The sequence below is a fragment of the Aquipuribacter nitratireducens genome (genome assembly GCF_037860835.1).
GTDB lineage: Bacteria > Actinomycetota > Actinomycetes > Actinomycetales > JBBAYJ01 > Aquipuribacter > Aquipuribacter nitratireducens.
In genome coordinates this window covers 57,633-72,884 of sequence record NZ_JBBEOG010000007.1, presented here as the reverse complement: position 1 = coordinate 72,884, position 15,252 = coordinate 57,633, and the positions used below count along the sequence as shown (strand labels likewise).

Annotated in this window: 14 protein-coding genes; 10 read left to right on the top strand and 4 right to left on the bottom strand. The window is 75.7% G+C overall.

Annotation, left to right across the window (positions count from 1 at the left end; genetic code table 11):
* Positions 1–39 precede the first annotated feature (39 nt).
* The 3 genes from WAB14_RS13560 to WAB14_RS13550 are packed head-to-tail and all read left to right on the top strand — an operon-like array spanning position 40 to position 4,780.
* Entirely contained in the window at positions 40–2,055 is a 2,016-nt protein-coding gene (locus WAB14_RS13560; RefSeq protein WP_340270542.1) for a sensor histidine kinase, read from the top strand.
* Complete coding sequence (locus WAB14_RS13555) at positions 2,052–2,735, top strand: response regulator (protein WP_340270540.1); 684 nt, start codon at positions 2,052–2,054, stop codon at positions 2,733–2,735. The genes WAB14_RS13560 and WAB14_RS13555 overlap by 4 nt, the downstream gene beginning before the upstream one ends.
* 32 nt (positions 2,736–2,767) lie before the next feature.
* A complete protein-coding gene (locus WAB14_RS13550) occupies positions 2,768–4,780 on the top strand; it encodes a M13 family metallopeptidase (protein ID WP_377002553.1) in 2,013 nt (670 codons plus the stop codon).
* Between the two features lie 15 nt (positions 4,781–4,795).
* Here WAB14_RS13550 and pgm read toward each other — a convergent pair whose 3' ends face one another.
* The 3 genes from pgm to WAB14_RS13535 form a co-directional block, all read right to left on the bottom strand.
* On the bottom strand, positions 4,796–6,466 hold the full coding sequence (gene pgm, locus WAB14_RS13545) for a phosphoglucomutase (alpha-D-glucose-1,6-bisphosphate-dependent) (RefSeq protein WP_340270537.1): 1,671 nt from the start codon (positions 6,464–6,466) through the stop codon (positions 4,796–4,798).
* A gap of 356 nt (positions 6,467–6,822) precedes the next feature.
* Complete coding sequence (locus WAB14_RS13540) at positions 6,823–7,803, bottom strand: LLM class flavin-dependent oxidoreductase (RefSeq protein ID WP_340270535.1); 981 nt, start codon at positions 7,801–7,803, stop codon at positions 6,823–6,825.
* Positions 7,800–9,257, bottom strand: coding sequence for an MFS transporter (locus WAB14_RS13535; protein ID WP_340270533.1), 1,458 nt, complete (start codon positions 9,255–9,257; stop codon positions 7,800–7,802). The genes WAB14_RS13540 and WAB14_RS13535 overlap by 4 nt, the downstream gene beginning before the upstream one ends.
* Positions 9,258–9,312: 55 nt before the next feature.
* Here WAB14_RS13535 and WAB14_RS13530 point away from each other — a divergent pair, with 55 nt between their 5' ends.
* From WAB14_RS13530 to WAB14_RS13520, 3 genes are read left to right on the top strand one after another with little or no spacing between them, the layout of a single operon-like run.
* Complete coding sequence (locus WAB14_RS13530) at positions 9,313–10,029, top strand: dienelactone hydrolase family protein (protein WP_340270531.1); 717 nt, start codon at positions 9,313–9,315, stop codon at positions 10,027–10,029.
* Positions 10,030–10,054: 25 nt separating this feature from the next.
* Positions 10,055–10,867, top strand: coding sequence for a DNA-formamidopyrimidine glycosylase family protein (locus WAB14_RS13525; RefSeq protein WP_340270529.1), 813 nt, complete (start codon positions 10,055–10,057; stop codon positions 10,865–10,867).
* 27 nt (positions 10,868–10,894) lie between these two features.
* Positions 10,895–11,758, top strand: coding sequence for an Fpg/Nei family DNA glycosylase (locus WAB14_RS13520; RefSeq protein ID WP_340270528.1), 864 nt, complete (start codon positions 10,895–10,897; stop codon positions 11,756–11,758).
* Positions 11,759–11,776: 18 nt separating this feature from the next.
* Here WAB14_RS13520 and WAB14_RS13515 read toward each other — a convergent pair whose 3' ends face one another.
* Positions 11,777–12,370, bottom strand: a complete 594-nt coding sequence (locus WAB14_RS13515; protein ID WP_340270526.1) for a subtilase-type protease inhibitor — start codon at positions 12,368–12,370, stop codon at positions 11,777–11,779.
* Positions 12,371–12,507: 137 nt separating this feature from the next.
* Between WAB14_RS13515 and WAB14_RS13510 the strand changes: the two genes are divergently transcribed.
* From WAB14_RS13510 to WAB14_RS13495, 4 genes are all read left to right on the top strand, one after another.
* The gene (locus tag WAB14_RS13510) at positions 12,508–12,831 is read left to right on the top strand and encodes a rhodanese-like domain-containing protein (protein WP_340270524.1); all 324 of its coding nucleotides are present in this window, start codon (positions 12,508–12,510) and stop codon (positions 12,829–12,831) included.
* Between the two features lie 11 nt (positions 12,832–12,842).
* Complete coding sequence (locus tag WAB14_RS13505; protein WP_340270522.1) at positions 12,843–13,631, top strand: glycerophosphodiester phosphodiesterase; 789 nt, start codon at positions 12,843–12,845, stop codon at positions 13,629–13,631.
* A 90-nt stretch (positions 13,632–13,721) separates the two neighbouring features.
* Entirely contained in the window at positions 13,722–14,168 is a 447-nt protein-coding gene (locus WAB14_RS13500) for an ATP-binding protein (protein WP_340270521.1), read from the top strand.
* A 28-nt stretch (positions 14,169–14,196) separates the two neighbouring features.
* Entirely contained in the window at positions 14,197–15,204 is a 1,008-nt protein-coding gene (locus WAB14_RS13495) for a DUF5926 family protein (RefSeq protein WP_340270520.1), read from the top strand.
* The last annotated feature ends 48 nt before the right edge of the window (positions 15,205–15,252 follow it).

The window sequence follows — 15,252 nt, the reverse complement described above, 5'->3', positions numbered from 1 at the left end:
GCACCACGACCACCACGCCGTCCGTACGCTGCGCTCGCCATGACAGCCGCGACATCAGCGACGCCCGGCACCGGCGTCACCACCACCGCGCCGTCCCTCACCGAGGGGCGGCGCGGCGGCGCGCCGTGGGCCGCGGGTGCGACCGTCGCCGTCGCCTGGGGCGTCGGACTGCTCTCCCTCCTCCTCCTGCTCGGCGGCCGGCCGCCGCTCGAGCAGGACCTCCTGTTCTACGTCGTCGACCTCGCCGTCGCCCTCGTGTTCGGCGCGGTCGCGGCGACCGTCCTGTGGCGGCGGGTCCACGTCGTCGCCGTACTGATGGGACTCGCCGCCGTCGGGGGCGCGCTCGCCGCCCTCGGGTACGGCTACGCGCAGCTGGCCTCGGTCGTCGGCGGCCTGCCGGGCGACGCCGTCCTCCAGCGGCTCTCCGGCACGGCGTGGCTGCCCGGCACGTACGGCATGTTCCTCGTCCTGCCGTGGCTCGTCCGCGAGGAGGGTGCCCTGCCCGGGGACCGGGCCGGACGCGCCGGGCTGGCGGTCGGGGCCGCGCTCACCGTCGCCCTCTTCACCGCCCGGCTCCTGCCCGAGACACCGACGCTCCTCGTCGTCCAGTCCGTCCTCACCCTCGCCGCGGTGGTCGTCGGTCTCCTCGCGGCCGCGGGCTGCCTCCGCCGGCGCCGTGCCCTGCCGCCCGGGCAGCGCGCGCCCTACGTGTGGCTCGCCCTCGGCACCGCGGCCGTCGCCCTCTCGTTCGTGCCCATCGCCCTGCCCTTCCTCCTCACCGTGGTCCCGCTCGCCGTCGTCCCCTCGCTCCACCTCGCGAGCCAGGTGCTGTTCCCCGGCGCGGTCATGGTCGTCGTCCTCCGACGCCGCCTGTGGGGCCTCGACCTCGCCCTGTCCCGCGCGGTCCTCGCCGGCGCGCTCACCGCGGTGCTCGTCGTCGCGTACGTCCTCGTCGCCGCGCTCGTCGCGGCGCTGCTGCCCGACGCCGGCCTCGCGCCGGTCGTCGCCGCCGGTGTCGTCGTCGCGGCGGTCCAGCCGTCCCGGCTGTGGCTGCAGCGTCGCGTCGACCGGCTCGTCCACGGCGACGCCGCCGACCCCGCGCTGGCCGTCCGGCGGCTCGGGTCGCGGCTGGCCGCCGCCGCGTCCACCGAGGACCTCCTCGAGTCCCTCGTCGACGGGGTCGTCGCCGCCCTCCGCCTCGACGCCGTCACGCTCGTCGTCGACGGACGCGAGGTGGTCCGCCGGGGTGAGCTGACGCCCCACTCGGTCGGCGTCCCGCTCGAGCACCGGGGTGCCCCGGTCGGCCGGCTCGTCGTCACCCCGCCGGCCGGGGAGCGCCTCGACGGCCGCGCCCGCGCGGTGCTCGACGAGCTGGCGGGGCTCGTCGCCGCCGGTGCGGCGCTCACCGTCGCGGCGCGCGAGCTCGAGAACGCGCGGGAGAAGGTCACCGAGGCACGCCTCACCGAGCGACGGCGCCTGCGCCGGGAGCTCCACGACGGCCTCGGTCCGTCGCTCGCCGGGATCCGGCTCGGCATCGGGGCAGCCCGCAACGTCGTGCGCGACGACCCGGCCGCGGCCGCCGACCTGCTCGGGGCGCTCCAGGGCGAGCTCGACCAGCGCGTCGAGGACGTCCGCACCCTCTCGCGCGACCTCCTCCCGCCGGCGCTCGACGAGCTCGGCCTCGTCCCGGCGCTCGGCGAGCTCGCGGCCCGGCACGCGACCGGCGGCCTCGACGTCGACCTCGATCTCGACGACGCGACGTCCGCGCTCCGCGGCGCGCTCGCCGTCACCGCGTACGGCATCGTCGTCGAGGCGGTGACGAACGTCGCCCGGCACAGCGGCGCCTCGCGCTGCACGGTCCGGCTGCGGCGGGAGGGCGAGCACCTGCGCGTCCACGTCGACGACGACGGCACCGGGGTGGCGGAGGGGAGCCTGCCCGGTGTCGGGACGTCCTCGATGCGGGAGCGCGCGGAGGAGGTCGGGGGCAGCCTGGCGCTGCTCGCCCGCCCGGGCGGCGGGACGCGCGTGGAGGCGGTGCTGCCGTGGCGGGCGTGATCGGGAGGGACGCGGCCGGCCGGGTGGTGCACGTCGTCGTCGTCGACGACCACCCGGTCTTCCGGCTCGGCATGGTGAGCCTGCTCGGCAGCCTCGACGGCATCACGGTCGCGGGTCAGGCGGCGTCCGCGACGGAGGCCGCCGGGGTGCTCGACGCCGGGACGACACCCGACCTCGACGTCGTCCTCATGGACGTCGACCTCGGCGACGGCACCGGCATCGAGGTGACCCGCGAGCTCGTGCGGCGGCGCCCGGAGGTCGCCGTCCTCGTCGTCACGATGCACGAGGACGACGACAACCTCGTCGCGGCCATCCGTGCCGGCGCCCGCGGCTACCTGCTGAAGAGCGCGAGCCCGACGGAGGTCGAGCGGGCCGTGCGGGCCGTCGCCAACGGGGAGGTCATCCTCGGACCCGAGGTCGCCGCCCGGACGCTCGCGTACCTCTCGGGCGCCCGTACCGCCGCCGTCGGCGGGCCCGTGCCCTTCCCCGAGCTGACGGCGAGGGAGCGGGAGGTGCTCGACCTCGTCGCCCGCGGACTCGACAACGCCTCGGTCGCCCGGCGGCTCGTGCTCGCCGACAAGACCGTCCGCAACACCGTCGCGGCGATCACGGCGAAGCTCGGGGTCAGGGACCGCTCGGCGCTGATCGTCCGCGCGCGCGAGGGAGGGCTCGGCGCCTGACGACTCGGGGCCGCCACGGGGTCCGTCCCGGTATGGGGCACCATGGCCGCGTGACGACGGACACCACCGACCGCAGCGAGCTCGGCGCCGGCCCCCTCGCGCACGTCGACGACACCGTGCGCCCGCAGGACGACCTGTTCCGCCACGCCAACGGGCGCTGGCTCGCCGAGGCCACCATCCCGGACGACCGCGCGGCCCACGGCAGCTTCTACGTCCTGCGCGAGGAGGCCGAGAAGGCCGTCCGCACGATCATCGAGGAGGCGGCGGCGTCGGGGGCCGAGCACGGCTCGAACGCCCAGAAGGTCGGCGACCTCTACGCGAGCTTCATGGACACCGACCGCGTCGAGGCCGTGGGGACGCAGCCGCTGGGCCCGGTCCTCGACCGGGTCGACGGCGTCGGCGACGTCGACGGCTTCCTCCGGCTGCTCGGTGAGCTCGAGCGCGAGGGCATCGGCGGCGCGTTCGGCTCCTACGTGTGGGTCGACAAGGGCGACCCCACCCGGTACCTCCTCCACCTGTCGCAGGGCGGCATCAGCCTCCCTGACGAGTCGTACTACCGGGAGGAGCAGCACGCAGCGGTCCGCGACGCCTTTCCCGGCCACGTCGCGCGCATGCTCGCCATGACGCGCGTCGTCGACGGCGGCGCCGACGACGAGGCCGCGCAGGCCGCGGCCCGGACGGTGCTCGCGGTCGAGACGCGGCTCGCGTCCCACCACTGGGACACCGTCGCCACCCGCGACGCGGTCAAGACGTACAACCTCCTCACCGGCGAGCAGCTCGACGCCGTCCTGCCCGGCTGGCGGGCGTGGGCCGACGGCGTCGGCGTGCCCGAGAGCGGCCGCGGCGAGGTCGTCGTCGGTGAGCCGGACGCGCTCGAGGGCCTCGCGACGGCCCTCCGCGACATCCCGCTCGAGGAGTGGAAGACGTGGCTGCGCTGGCGGGTCGTGACGTCCCTCGCCGGCTACCTCACCGACGAGGTCGTCGGGGAGAACTTCGCGTTCTACGGCACGACGCTGTCCGGTGTCCCGCAGATCCGCGAGCGGTGGAAGCGGGGCGTCTCCCTCGTCGAGGGCGTCCTCGGGGAGGCCGTCGGCGAGCTCTACGTCGAGCGGCACTACCCGCCGGCCGCGCACGCCCGCATGGCGGAGCTCGTCGACAACCTCATCGCCGCCTACCGCGAGCGCATCGACGGCCTCGACTGGATGTCGCCGGAGACCCGGGCCCGCGCCCAGGAGAAGCTCGCGAGCTTCACGCCGAAGATCGGCTACCCGGTCCGCTGGCGCGACTACTCCGCGGTCGACATCGAGCCCGGCGACCTGCTCGGCAACGTCCGCCGGGCGACCGCGGCCGAGACCGACCGCGAGCTCGCGAAGCTCGGCGGCCCCATCGACCGCGACGAGTGGCTCATGACGCCGCAGACCGTCAACGCGTACTACAACCCGGCGCTCAACGAGATCGTCTTCCCCGCGGCGATCCTCCAGCCGCCGTTCTTCGACCTCGAGGCCGACGACGCGTACAACTACGGCGGCATCGGGGCGGTCATCGGCCACGAGATCGGGCACGGCTTCGACGACCAGGGCTCCCGCTACGACGGCACCGGCGCGCTGCTCGACTGGTGGGGCGAGGACGACCGCGCCCGCTTCGAGGAGCGCACCCGCGCGCTCGTCGACCAGTACGAGGCGTTCGCGCCCGCGGAGGCACCGGACACGCACGTCAACGGCGCCTTCACACTCGGGGAGAACATCGGCGACCTCGGCGGCGCGGAGGTCGCGCTGCACGCGTACCGGATCTCGCTGCGCGACCACGAGCCGCAGGTCGTCGACGGCCTGACCCCCGAGCAGCGCTTCTTCCTCGGCTTCGGCCGGATCTGGGCGCAGGTCACGCGCCCGGAGGAGGTGCGTCGCCGGATCACGGTCGACCCGCACTCGCCGCCGGAGTTCCGCGCCAACGTCGTCCGCAACGTCGACGCGTTCCACGAGGCGTTCGGCACGCAGGCCGGCGACGGGCTGTGGCTCGACCCGGAGCAGCGCGTCCGGATCTGGTGAGCGGCGCCGCCGCGCTCACCCGAGCGCGGCGGCCACCACCTCGCGTGCGGCGTCCTGCACCTCGCGCAGGTGGTCCTCGCCCCGGAACGACTCGGCGTAGATCTTGTAGACGTCCTCGGTGCCGGACGGACGCGCCGCGAACCACGCCTGCTCGGTCGTCACCTTGAGGCCGCCGAGCGCGGCGCCGTTGCCCGGGGCCTCGGTGAGGACGGCGGTGACGGGGTCGCCCGCGAGCTCGGTGGCGCTGACGTCGTCGGCGCTGAGCCGCGACAGCTTCGCCTTCTCGTCCCGGTCGGCGGGGGCGTCGACGCGGGCGTACACGGGGGCGCCGTGTCGGCGCTCGATGTCGGCGTACAGCTGGGAGGGGCTGCTACCGGTGACCGCGGTGATCTCGCTCGCGAGCAGGGCGAGGAGGATGCCGTCCTTGTCGGTCGTCCACACGCTGCCGTCACGGCGTAGGAAGCTCGCCCCGGCGGACTCCTCGCCGCCGAAGCCGACGCTGCCGTCGAGCAGGCCGGGCACGAACCACTTGAAGCCCACGGGCACCTCGAGGAGCCGGCGGCCCAGCCCGGCGACGACCCGGTCGATGACCGAGCTCGAGACGAGGGTCTTGCCGACGGCGACGTCGTCGCCCCAGTCACGGCGCGAGAACAGGTGCTCGATGGCGACGGCGAGGAAGTGGTTGGGGTTCATGAGCCCGCCGTCCGGGGTGACGATCCCGTGCCGGTCGGCGTCGGCGTCGTTGCCGGTCGCGACGTCGAACGGCGCCTCGCCGCCGTCGGAGCCCGCCATCCGCTCGCGCAGGCTCGCCATGGCCCACGGGCTCGAGCAGTCCATCCGGATCTTGCCGTCGCGGTCGAGGGTCATGAACCGCCACGTCGGGTCCACGAGCGGGTTGACGACCGTGAGGTCGAGGCGGTGCGTCTCGGCGATCGCGCCCCAGTAGTCGACGGCCGCCCCGCCGAGCGGGTCGGCGCCGATCCTCACACCGGCCTCGCGGACGGCGTCGAGGTCGAGGACGGCCGGCAGGTCCTCGACGTAGCGCGCGAGGAACTCGAAGGACTCCGCGTGCCGCCGCGCCCGTTCGAACGGCACCCGCTCGACGGCGTCGGCCCGGCCGCCGCCCTCGCGGAGGATCGCGTTGGCTCGGTCGGCGATCCAGCCGGTGGCGTCGGAGCCCGCGGGCCCGCCGTGGGGCGGGTTGTACTTGAAGCCGCCGTCGGCGGGCGGGTTGTGCGACGGGGTGACGACGATGCCGTCGGCGCGGCTGCGGTCGTCGTCGGACGTCCCCTGGTTGTGGCGCAGGATCGCGTGGCTGACCGCAGGGGTGGGCGTGTACCGGTCGGACGCGTCGACGAGCACCGGGACCTCGGCGGCGGCGAGCACCTCCAGCGCGCTCACCCACGCGGGCTCGCTGAGGGCGTGCGTGTCCCGTCCGAGGTAGACCGGACCCTCGATGCCCTGCTCCCGCCGGTACTCCACGATCGCCTGCGTGGTCGCGACGATGTGCTGCTCGGTGAACGCGGTCTGCAGGCTGCTGCCACGGTGCCCCGACGTGCCGAACGCGACGGCCTGCCCGGGGTCGTCGAGGTCGGGGGTCAGTGCGTAGTAGCTCGTCACGAGGTGGGCGACGTCGACGAGGTCCTCGGGCTGGGCGGGCTGTCCGGCGCGCGGGTGGTCTGCCATGCGTCGATCCTGGCCCGGCCACTCGGTCCGCACCAGGGCGCGGGAGGCTGTGGACGACGCCCGCGGCGGCCTGCCGTTCCGCCCTACGGTCGCGGAGTGGACGACCTCATGCGGCTGCCGGCGACCCTGCACCTCGTGCAGCAGCTCCAGCTGACGCCACGGGTCGCGGCGACCGCCACGCGCGTCGCCGCCCGCGCCACGGGTCTCACGTACCCGCAGCTCGCGGTGCTCGCGACGTCGTGGCACGACACCGAGCTCCCGCTCGGCGTGGTCGCGCACCGGCTCGGACTCGCGCCGGCCGCCGTCTCGCCCGTGGTCGCGCGCCTGTTTCAGCGGGGGCTGGTCGACAGGCGCAGCTATTGCAGGCCGGCGGCCTCCGCCAGCGCCACGACGTCCGCGAGGAGCGTGTCGACGCCGTCCGCCGGTCGCGGGGAGACGAGGACGACGGTGTCGGCCCCGGCCGCGTGCTGCGCCGCGATGCCGGGCGCGACGCCGTCGCCGCGCAGGACCAGCAGGTCGAGGACGTCGTCGGCGAGGGCGGCACGGCCCGACCGGACGTCGTCGAGGTGCGCGCGCACGTCGCCCGGCAGGTCCGCCACGTGCGCCTCGGTGCCGCCGTGGCGGAGCGCGTCGAGGACCCGACCGCGCAGCACCTCGTCACGGTCGCCGTCGCCGACGTGGGCGCCGGCGAGCGCCCACGAGTACGTGGTGAGCAGCCGTGCCCCCGGCCGGGTCGAGCCGGTCGCCGCCTCGTCGAGCCGGCGACGGGCCGACGCGACGTACGCGACGGGCGTCGGCTCGGCGAGGACGAGACCGTCCGCCGCCTCCCCGGCGAGGGCGACCGACCGTGGCCCACGGACCCCGAGGCTCAGCGGCGGGACGACCTCGGGCGGGTGGTCGAGCCGGACCGCGTCGAGGGCGACGTAGCGGCCCTCGGTGCGGACCTCGCAGCCGGCGAGCAGCTCCCGCACCGCGTCGGTCGTCTCCCGCAGCGCACCCAGCCACGAGGCCGGCGCGGCACCGACCTGCGCCATCCACGAGGCGACCCCGTGGCCGAGGCCCGCGTGCACCCGGCCCGGGAAGGCGCCTGCGAGCGTCGCGAGCTCCATCGCCGTGAACGCGGCGTTGCGGACCACCGCTGGCAGGATCCCGATGCCCACGACGACACGCTCGGTCGAGGCGAGCGCGATCGCCGCCGTCGTGGGCCCACCGGTGAAGAAGCAGTCCTCGACGACCCAGATCTCGCCGAAGCCGGCCGCCTCGCAGGCGCGCGCGACCCGCGCCACGTCGGCCGGCGCCACCTCCCGGGGCAGCATGATCCCGACGGAACCGCTCACGGGACCTCGACCTCCTTCGCGTCGGGGCGGCAGTCGCGCAGCCGGCCGGGCACGAGCAGGCCGCTCAGCCCACCGGCCACGAGGAGCCCCGCGCAGATCAGCATGGCGGCCCGGTACCCGTCGGTGAGGGCCTCCGGGTCGGCGTAGTCCTGCTGCCCGAGGCCCACGAGGCCCGGCAGCGCCGCCACCGCGAGCAGCCCACCTGCCCGGCTCACGGCGTTGTTCACCCCGCTGGCGGTGCCCGTGTACCGGTCGGGCGCGGCGGCGAGCTCCGTCGTCGTGAGCGGCGCGACGATGAGGACGAGACCCAGGCCGAACAGCAGCACGCCCGGCAGCACCGCCGTCCAGTACGAGTCGCCCTCGGAGACGAACGCGAGCCACGCGACCCCGACCGCGCCCACGAGCGGGCCGGCGACCAGCGGCAGCCGGGGCCCCACCCGGTCGGTGAGTGCGCCGGCCCGTTCCGACAGGAACACCATCAGGAGCGTCGAGGGCAGACCCGCGAGGCCCGCGACGAGCGGGCGGTAGCCGAGCGAGGTCTGCAGCTGGATGACGAGGAAGAAGAACATCGCCCCGAGCGCCGCGTACACCGCGAGGGTCAGGACGTTCGTCACCGTGAACGTGCGGTTCGCGAACAGCGACGGCGGGACCATCGGCGCGCTCGCCCGCCGCAGCCACCACACGAACGCGACGCCGGCGACCACCGCGACGACCCCGGCGACGGGGGCGGCCGAGGCGAGGAGCTCGCTGCCCTCGCCGCGCCCGGCGCCCGTGAGCGCGACCGTCAGCGCCGCGAGCGCGACGACCGCGAGGACAGCGCCCGTCCAGTCGAGGTGGGGCGCGGAGTCCGGGTCCCGGCTCTCCGGCACGTAGCGCGCGGTGAGGACGAGCGCGACGACCGCGATCGGGAGGTTGACGAGGAACACGAGCCGCCAGTCGAGCTCCGCCAGCCAGCCGCCCAGCGCCGGTCCGAGCGCGGGCGCTGCCGCACCGATGCCCGCCCACGTGCCGATCGCCCGGCCGCGGTCGGCGGGACGGAAGCTCGCCTGGATGACCGCGAGCGACCCCGGGGTCAGCAGCGCGCCGGCGATCCCCTGGAGCACGCGCGCGGCGACGAGCAGGTTCGCGGTCGGTGCGAGGGCGCACAGCAGCGACGTCACGGCGAAGCCCGCGATGCCCCACACGTAGACCCGGCGCCGGCCGAGGTGGTCCCCGAGGGAGCCACCGACGAGGATGAACGCCGCGAGCGTGAGCGTGTAGCCGGTCACGACCCACTGCAGCTGGGCGAAGCTCGCGTCGAGGTCGGACCCGATGCGCGGCAGCGCGACGTTGACGACGGTCGAGTCGAGGAACGCGATCGTCGAACCGAGGATCACCGCGGCCAGCAGACCGGTGCCCTGCCGGGTGCCGTACGCGACCGTGCCGGCGTCCGGTGCGCGCGTGGTGCCGTCCACGGCGTCCAGCCTCCCCCGCCGTGCCGTGGCGCGCGCCTCGATCTACCGTCGGCCCGTGACCGAGACCGCGGCGGGCGCCGAGAACCCGCACCAGAACGTCAGCTTCGCCTCCAACGGCGGGACCGCCCACGGCTACCTCGCCGTCCCCGACAGCGGGTCCGGTCCGGGTCTCGTCGTCATCCAGGAGTGGTGGGGTCTCACCGAGCACATCAAGGACGTCACCGACCGGTTCGCCCGCGAGGGCTTCGTCGCGCTCGCCCCCGACCTCTTCGGCGGCCGCACCACCCACGACTCCGACGAGGCCGGCGAGCTCATGCAGAACCTGCCCGTGACGAAGGCGGCGACCGACCTCGCCGGCGCGGTCGAGTTCCTCCGGTCCCACGAGGCCGTGACCTCGCAGACCGTCGGCGCCGTCGGCTTCTGCATGGGCGGCGGGTTCGTCCTCGTCCTCGCCGCGCAGCAGGGCGACCGCGTCGGCGCGGCCGTGCCGTTCTACGGCGTCGGCGGCTACGACCAGGTCGACCTCGGTGGCATCACCGCACCCGTCCTCGGCCACTTCGGCACCGAGGACGGCTTCGCGCCGCCGGAGCAGGTCGACGCCCTCGAGGCTCAGCTGCAGGAGAAGGCGAAGGGCAGCGTCGAGATCGTCCGGTACGAGGGTGCGGGCCACGCGTTCTTCAACGACGAGGACCACCTCGGCACCTACGACGCCGACCTCGCCGCGCAGGCGTGGTCGCGGACGGTGGAGTTCCTCCGCGCGAACGTGCGCTGAGCCGGCGACCTGAGGGACGGCGGGCGTGCCCGAGCTGCCGGAGGTCGAGCAGGCCCGCGCCACCGTCGAGGCGGGCGCCCTCGGGCGCCGCATCCGCGACGTCGACGACACCGACGACTGGGTGTGCCGCCCGCACGAGCCCGGCGAGATCCGCGAGGCGCTCGTCGGGCGCTCGCTGACGGCGGCACGGCGCCGCGGCAAGACGATGTGGTGCGAGACGTCCGACGACGGTCCGCTGCTCGGCCTCCACCTCGGCATGGCCGGCCGGCTCCACGTCACCGACGCCGCCGGGAGCCGCACCACCGGCGGGGACCTCGTGCGCGGCGCCGACGGCACGGGCCCCGGCGGCAAGCCGGAGTGGTTCCGCTTCACGGTGACCTTCGACGACGGCGGCGCCCTCCGGCTGTTCGACAAGCGGCGGCTCGGCCGGGTCCGGCTCGACCCCGACCTCGACGCTCTCGGGCCCGACGCGGAGGAGGTCGGCCTCCGCGAGTTCCGTGAGCGGGTCGGGCGGGGCACCGCGCCGCTCAAGGCCCGCCTGCTCGACCAGGCCGTCGTCGCCGGGATCGGCAACCTCCTCGCCGACCAGGTGCTGTGGCAGGCGCGGCTCGACCCGCAACGCGAGGCCGGCGGCCTCGACGCCGACGAGCTGCGCGTCCTCCACCGCGAGCTGGGACGGGCCATCCGCTCGGCGACGTCGAAGGGCGGCGTCCACACCGGCGAGGTGATCCGCCACCGGCGTCGCGGCGAGGACTGCCCCCGCTGCGGCGCCGCCATGGCGAGCGGGAAGGTCGGCGGGCGCACCACGTGGTGGTGCACCCGCGAGCAGGTCGCCTGACGGCGGCGCCTGCGGCACGATCGGTCCGTGCCGGAGCTGCCGGAGGTCGAGGCGCTCGCGCGGTTCCTCGCCGAGCGCGCCGTGGGGCGCGTCGTCGCGCGCGTCGACGTCGTGGCACTCAACGTCCTCAAGACGTTCGACCCGCCGCCGACGGCCCTCCAGGGGCTCGCCGTCACCGGCGTCGCCCGGCACGGCAAGCTCGTCGACCTCGACGTCGACGGGCTCCACCTCGTCGTCCACTTCTCCCGCGCCGGCTGGGCGCAGTGGCGCGACCCGGCGCCGACCGCACCCGCGCGCCCCGGCAAGGGACCGCTCGCCCTGCGGGTCCTGCTCGACGACGGCGGGTCCCTCGCCGCGCTCGACCTCACCGAGGCGGGCACGCAGAAGCGGCTGGCCGTCCACGTCGTCCGCGACCCCGCCGACGTCCCGTCCGTCGCCGGTCTCGGCCCGGACCCGCTCACCCTCGACGTCGACGGGCTGGCGGAGCGGCTCGCCGGGTCGCGGCAGCGGCTCAAGACCGTCCTCACCGACCAGCACGTCGTCGCCGGCATCGGCAACGCCTACTCCGACGACGTCCTCCACGCCGCGCGGCTCTCGCCCTTCGCGCCCGCCGGGTCGCTCGACCCGGACGAGCTCGCACGGCTCCACGCCGCCGTCCACGCCGTGCTCGCCGGAGCCCTCGGCAGCGCCGTCGGTCGCGCCCCCGACCAGCTGAAGGACGACAAGCGCGGTCGGATGCGGGTCCACGGCCGCGCCGGGCAGGCGTGCGACGTCTGCGGGACGACCATCGCGGAGATCAGCTACACGGACTCGTCGTTCCAGTACTGCCCGGGCTGCCAGACCGGCGGCCAGGTCCTCGCGGACCGGCGGATGTCCCGCCTGCTCCGCTGAGTCGAGCGGGACCGGCGCCTACACGTCGCCGCGGAAGGGCTCGAGCACCCGCCCCATCCGCTGCCAGCGGTCGATCTCGCACCCGTCCGTGAGGGAGAACGTCGCGTCGACCGGGATCTGGTCGCCGTCGGCGCCCGTCAGCAGCCCCCGGACCGCGACGACCGCGTCGCCGCCGTACTGCTGCGTGCAGAGGGCGTCCGGGGGGACCGGCTCGAACGGCTGGCCCGTCGCGACGGCGCTCTGCAGGTCGGCGCACGCGCCGGTGACGTCCGGGTGCGTGCCGTCGCCCTCGACGACGCCCTGCGTCCACGAGCACACGAGGGTCACGGCGGACCCGCCCTCGGGCACGACCTCGAGGTCCGCACCGACGAGCTGGGGCAGCAGCGGCGGCGGCGAGGCCGGGTCCGGGGCGGTGGCCCCGTCGGACGGCAGCAGGGTGACCGTGTCGTCGTCGGCGGACGACGGCGTCTCGTCGGGCACGCTCACCTCCGGTCCGGTCGGCGCGGCGCCGGTGGCGTCCGGCGCGGTTCCCGCACCAGATCCTGACGCGGTCCCGCCGTCGCCGCACGCGGCGAGCACGAGCAGGGCGCTCAGGACGCCGACAGCGGCCACCGGTCGCGAAACGGTTGTCACACCGGTCATGACGCTCATGCCCATGGGACGATCCCACCACCCCGTCCGGTTCCGTCCCAGTCGTGGCGGACCGCGGGACACCGCGAGACACCCGCGAGAACGCCAGAGGAGCGCCCGTGACCGAGGTCCCCACCGTCACCGTCACCGACCTGCCCGACGACGCGGTCCTCGTCGACGTCCGCGAGGACGACGAGTGGCGCGCGGGGCACGCGCCGGGCGCCCGCCACATCCCGCTCTCGCAGGTGCCGCAGCGCCTCGACGAGCTGCCCGAGGGCGAGGTCCACGTCGTCTGCCGCTCCGGCAACCGCTCGGCACGCGCGACCGCGTGGCTCAACCTCAACGGCTTCGAGGCGGTCAACGTCGCCGGAGGGATGGGCGCGTGGCGGGACGCCGGCAAGCCGATGGTGAGCGAGGGCGGCGGCGAGCCGACCGTCCGCTGACCGGTCCGCGCGTGCTGCGCCCCCGCCCGCCGCTGCCGCCGCGGGCGCGGCCGCTCGTCGTCGCGCACCGCGGGGCCAGCCTCGTCGAGCCCGAGCACACCCTCCGGGCGATGCAGCGCGCGCTCGACGACGGCGCGGACGGGCTCGAGTGCGACATCCGCCTGTCCCGGGACCAGCACCCCGTGTGCTTCCACGACGTCGACCTCGACCGGACGTCGGACGGGGAGGGCCTGCTGTACCGCCGGACCCTCGCCGAGCTCGACCGCCTCGACTACGGCGAGGGCCCGGGCATCCTCACCCTCCGCCGCGTCGCCGAGCTCTGCCGCGACGCGCCCCGACCGGTCGGGCTCCTCGTCGAGACGAAGCACCCGAGCCGGTGGGCGTGGCGCGTCGAGCGGCGGGTCGTCGAGGTGCTCCGGGACGTGCTGGGGCGGGACCTCGCGGGTCTGCCGTTCCTCGCCGGCATGTCGTTCTCGCCGCTCGCTGTGCGCCGCCTCGCGGCGCTCGCACCCGGGCTGACCCGGGTGCGGCTGCGCTCGCACCGCGCCCCGATCCCGCAGCTCAGCACCTCTCAGGCCGTGGGCCTCGACCTGCGCCTCGTCCTCGCGGACCCGACCGTCGTCGCCGACTGCCACCGCCTCGGCCAGCAGGTGTTCGTGTGGACCGTCAACACGCCGCAGGACATGCGGACCTGTACGCGGCTCGGCGTCGACGGGCTCATCACCGACGACCCCGCGACGGCGCGCGAGGTGCTCGACGACCTCGTCGGCCCGGACGGCACCCCGTCCGCGCGCCCGTGACGCGTCCTACCCTCAGGGGACTGACGGTTTCGCGAACGGTGCGCTCGGGTACTCCGCCGCCGTCAGCACGCGACGACGGAAGGTGACGACATGGCGTCGGTCACAGCGGTACGCACGGAACGGGAGTGGGCGCTGCCCCACGCCCCCGCCGCGGTGCCGCGTGCGCGGGAGGAGCTGGTCGGGCTCCTCACCGACTCCGGCGTCCCCGAGGAGACCGTCGTGGAGGCGGAGCTCGCGGCCAGCGAGCTCCTCGGCAACGCCATCGTCCACGGGCGGCCCACCCCCTCCGGCTCGGTCCTGCTGCGCGCCCGGGTGCGCGACCGGGCGGTGGAGGTCGCCGTCACCGACGGCGGTCCCGCTGCCGGCGGCAGCCCCGACATCCGGCCGCGCAACACCTCCGTCGTCGCCACCCGCGGCCGCGGGTTGCGGATCGTCCGGAGCCTCGCCCACGAGTGGGGTGTCCTCGTCGACGCCGAGGAGGGGTGCACGACCGTCTGGGCCGCCCTCGGCGGACCGTCCCGCCGGCGCGCGTTGTAGGTCCCGCGGGCGCCTACCCTGGGCCACCGTGACGACCCGCCCGAAGTCCCGGACCCCACGCCCCGCGGCCGACCAGCCGATCGAGCCGCCCCGCGGCGGGCTGCGCGCCCCGTGCCCCTGCGGCTCCGGCAAGCGGTACAAGCAGTGCCACGGCCGCGTGCGCGCGGGCGCCGAGTTCGTCGCGCGCCCCTTCGAGGGCCTGCCGCACGAGACCGACTGGGTCGCGTTCCGCGAGATCGTCCCGGCCGCCACCATGCGCGCGCGCACCGTCGACGGCGACGACGTCACGTTCGCGACCGTGCTGCCCGTCGCGTGGCCGGCGCTGCGGCGCGCGGACGGCAGCGTGTTCGTCGGCGTCCAGGCCGCCGACGCCTCCGCCGACGCCTCGCGCGACCTCGCCGCCGCCATGGACGCGGCGCTCGCCGCGGACGGCCCGGGCCCTGTGACGCACGTCGACGCCCGCCGCTCGACCGCCCGCCTGCAGGACCGGCTCGACCTCGACACCCCACCGGTGCTCGAGGTCCACGAGGGCTTCGACTTCTGGGTCGACGGCGTCCTCGACACCGACCCCGGCGAGGCGGAGGACCCGAGCGACCCGCTGAGCGCGCTCGCGCCGCAGGTGCGCGCCTCCCTCGAGCGGGCGAACGCGGCCGTCGTGCCCACGGAGAAGCTGACGAGCGCCGAGAGCGCGTACTGGTGCCGCATCGGCGACAACGTCCACCTCCGGTGGGTCATCGCGACCCCGGAGGACCGGTTCCTCGACGCGCTCGCGCGCCTCCACGTCACGACGGTCGACGGCGACACCGCCGGTTCGACGCTCGGCCCCGGCACCCGCTTCGCGGGGTTCTTCCGCGCGTACGGCCTCGTCGTGCCCGTGTGGGACCTGCCTGGCGACATGAGCGCCGAGGGGACGGAGGAACCCCTCGCGTCGTTCGCCGAGCGGTTCCAGGACGCCCTCGCCGTGTCCGACCCGCTCGACGCCGAGCAGCGGCGAGCCCGGGCCGGCCTGACGTCCCGGCAGGTCACGCTGCGCTGACTGTGCCGGAGGGCGTCCCGCGCGACGTCCTGGGGTGCCATGCTCGCC

What these genes read in the sequence shown, in the direction of transcription:
- pgm (WP_340270537.1), bottom strand. Translation starts at nt 6,466, where the DNA reads ATGGCAGACCACCCGCGCGCCGGACAGCCCGCCCAGCCCGAGGACCTC.
- WAB14_RS13550 (WP_377002553.1), top strand. Translation starts at nt 2,768, where the DNA reads ATGGGGCACCATGGCCGCGTGACGACGGACACCACCGACCGCAGCGAG.
- WAB14_RS13500 (WP_340270521.1), top strand. Translation starts at nt 13,722, where the DNA reads ATGGCGTCGGTCACAGCGGTACGCACGGAACGGGAGTGGGCGCTGCCC.
- WAB14_RS13560 (WP_340270542.1), top strand. Translation starts at nt 40, where the DNA reads ATGACAGCCGCGACATCAGCGACGCCCGGCACCGGCGTCACCACCACC.